Below are 2527 nucleotides of genomic sequence, written 5' to 3' on the forward strand. Positions count from 1 at the left end.
CAGTGGAGCACGAATAAATGTTACAAAACGACCGTTGCGGCTACCATGGCGAAGATAGAGTCCCGCGCTCCATCGACATCGCCGGACGGATCAGCGAAGCTAGGTAACCAGACTTCCGTGGCGGACCGATTCTAGGGATGTGCTAAAATGAGAGACGGCCAGGTCACCGCAATCGAGCCCGTTTTTCGTAGGTCCTCATATTGCCAGGACCGAGGCTGTGTAGAAGTTGCCGTCGAGGCGGGCGCGGTGCTGGTCCGCGACGGGAAGAACCCGGATCAACCCGCCCTGCGATTCTCGGCGGAGGAGTGGGCCGCCTTTACGGCTGGAGTGCGCGCAGGCGAGTTCTGACAACCGCACCGGAGCCGCGTCGATTCATAGTGTGGCCCCCACAGAACCCGTCGCTCGGCGTCCCGGCTTCCTGTTACACTCCTCGCAACTGCAGGTGGCAACGAAGGAGCTGGGTCGCAGAGAATGTTGGCGTGGGGTCAGCATCGTGACCGCGCCTCGATGGCGGGTGGAATGAGTGGGGGTGATTCCGGCGCGGTCCGATGGGGCGTGTCTGATGGAACCTCGCGCTCCAGCTCGCAATGATCGTCTGGGTGCCGCCAACCGGATGGTTTTCGGCGGTAACCGCAGCCGGCACAGCGGTGTACGAAATCGCTCTCGCCGAGCCGCCTCTCATCGTTGTCGTACACGTACTTATGATCACCGCGATCGGCATCCCGCCTGGAGCCAGGAGTACTGCCGGGCGCGTGGGTCGACTACTGCCGACCGCCATTTGGTGGTCGATTCCGTTACTTGCCACGCTCGTCCAGCTTGTGCATGTCCGGTACGGAGACACGTGGGACCTCATGTTCATCTCCGGGCTGACTGCCTTGGTCGTCGGCGTGGCCCTCACGGAGACGATTCCGGAGAGGTTCACCGAGGCACTCGGTCGGGTCTGTGACCGGCGGGTTCTGTTTCTGACGCCTTCCCAGCAGCGGGCGGTGGTGGACAGGATCAGCCGGCGGGCCCGCCGGTACGAGCGGGTCGGTGCTGTCATCGTCGGATCAGCCGTCTTTATAGGTTGGGTGGTATTTCTACTGACCGATCCGCAGCCGGTCTACGGCGACCGTCACCGGATCTGGGCGGTGCTGATGGAGACGTTCGCCGCGGCGATCGCGGGCTCCCGCCTTGGTCGAATGGCTGCCTACGGAGGCTACTGGCGGGCAGTGCACGAGGAACAGGCTCGGCTACTCGTCAGGGAAAACCATCCCGACGGCGTCGGAGGTCTCAGTCCGTTAGGAAGGTTTTGCTTCTATCAGTCACTGGTTGCAAGTATCCCAGCATTCTTCCTGGCGTCGTGGTGGTTTCTGATCCCTCTGTTGCCCGCCTATGCGGCGTGGCGGAATGTTTACGTCGCACTGCTGCCATTAGCAATCTTGTTCGAGATCCTGGCATTTCTGGTTCCGATGCTGGCGGTACATGCGGCGATGCGACAGGAAAAGCGTCGACTGCTGCGGTGGGCGGACCGGACATCGACGACGATCGATCGGCTGAATCGGAGACGGGCATCTTCGATGCTGACAGCGGACGATCGGGCTGAACTGGCCGATCGGCTGGCTGTGCTCATGGAACTACACGGCCGGTTGGAAAGGATGCGGACATGGCCAGCGGACACCGGTGTGCGTCGCTGGTTCAGTTTGAACAATGCCTTGGCGTTCCTGCCCATGGTCGGCTTCTTCTTGGAGAGCGGCGGGATCTGGCAGCCGCTTATAGACATCGCAGGCGCGTTGCGCCGGTAGCACGCCCAGCCAGCCTGGTTCTATAACATCCAGGAGGATCGGGCGCACGACAGAGGATCGGGCGCACGACAGAGGAGCATGATGTCGGCCATTTCTCCGATCTTGTCCGGCAGGCGTCTGGCTTCGCACGCCTCGGTCTAGCTGATCGGCGGGGGTCTGTGTGGCGGGCCGCCGCCAGCGCTGTTTTGACCGGCGTCGGTGTCGGTGTGGGTCAGCGGCTGACGACCGTGCTGCCGCGACGGTGACAGGCGTCGTGAGGACCCTTCTCCGACCAACGAGCGCCGCAGCGGACGACGGGGGACGGGAGTGCGTCCCGCTCCGGTGTGGAGCCGCCGGACGTCCGCCCGGCGTGAGGAGGAGCTGCTGACACCGACCTGAAGTTGATCTGAAGATAGTTGTGGAACAACGCTATCCAGTCGGCCAGTACGAACGCGCATGGTGGCGGCGTGGCGTGGGCGCGCCACGCCGGGTGGGCGAATCAACGTCGGCGAAAGCTGGGCGGGCAACGAGACCGGAGGTGTCTGGAGGCCATCCGGCCGGGCCCACCTTTCTGCTATGACATTGGACACAAGCAGCGATCCGCATCGACGTTCAGAACCGTCTACCCCCGCGACCTGGCCACGACGACGGTCAGGTGGCCCGCGCCGGGGACGGCCGTGACGACTGTCGGACATCCGTCATCGGGGGCGACCTCGGGGGCGACGTCGAGGGCGACCTCGGGGCGACGTCGACGCCAGGGACCA

General features: G+C 63.8%; 2 protein-coding genes. Both read left to right on the top strand.

Annotation, left to right across the window (positions count from 1 at the left end; translation table 11 throughout):
- Window positions 1–147: 147 nt before the first annotated feature.
- A complete protein-coding gene (locus AC08OP_RS14730; protein WP_476614718.1) occupies window positions 148–348 on the top strand; it encodes a DUF397 domain-containing protein in 201 nt (66 codons plus the stop codon).
- Between the two features lie 239 nt (window positions 349–587).
- Window positions 588–1784 carry a hypothetical protein gene (locus AC08OP_RS14735; protein WP_476614719.1) on the top strand — a complete coding sequence of 399 codons (1197 nt, stop codon included), beginning with the start codon at window positions 588–590 and terminating at the stop codon, window positions 1782–1784.
- Window positions 1785–2527 lie beyond the last annotated feature (743 nt).

It is taken from the genome of Frankia sp. CeRuru1 (assembly GCF_977966315.1).

Coding starts and splice junctions, on each gene's coding strand:
- AC08OP_RS14730 (WP_476614718.1), top strand. CDS start 148: ATGAGAGACGGCCAGGTCACCGCAATCGAGCCCGTTTTTCGTAGGTCC.
- AC08OP_RS14735 (WP_476614719.1), top strand. CDS start 588: ATGATCGTCTGGGTGCCGCCAACCGGATGGTTTTCGGCGGTAACCGCA.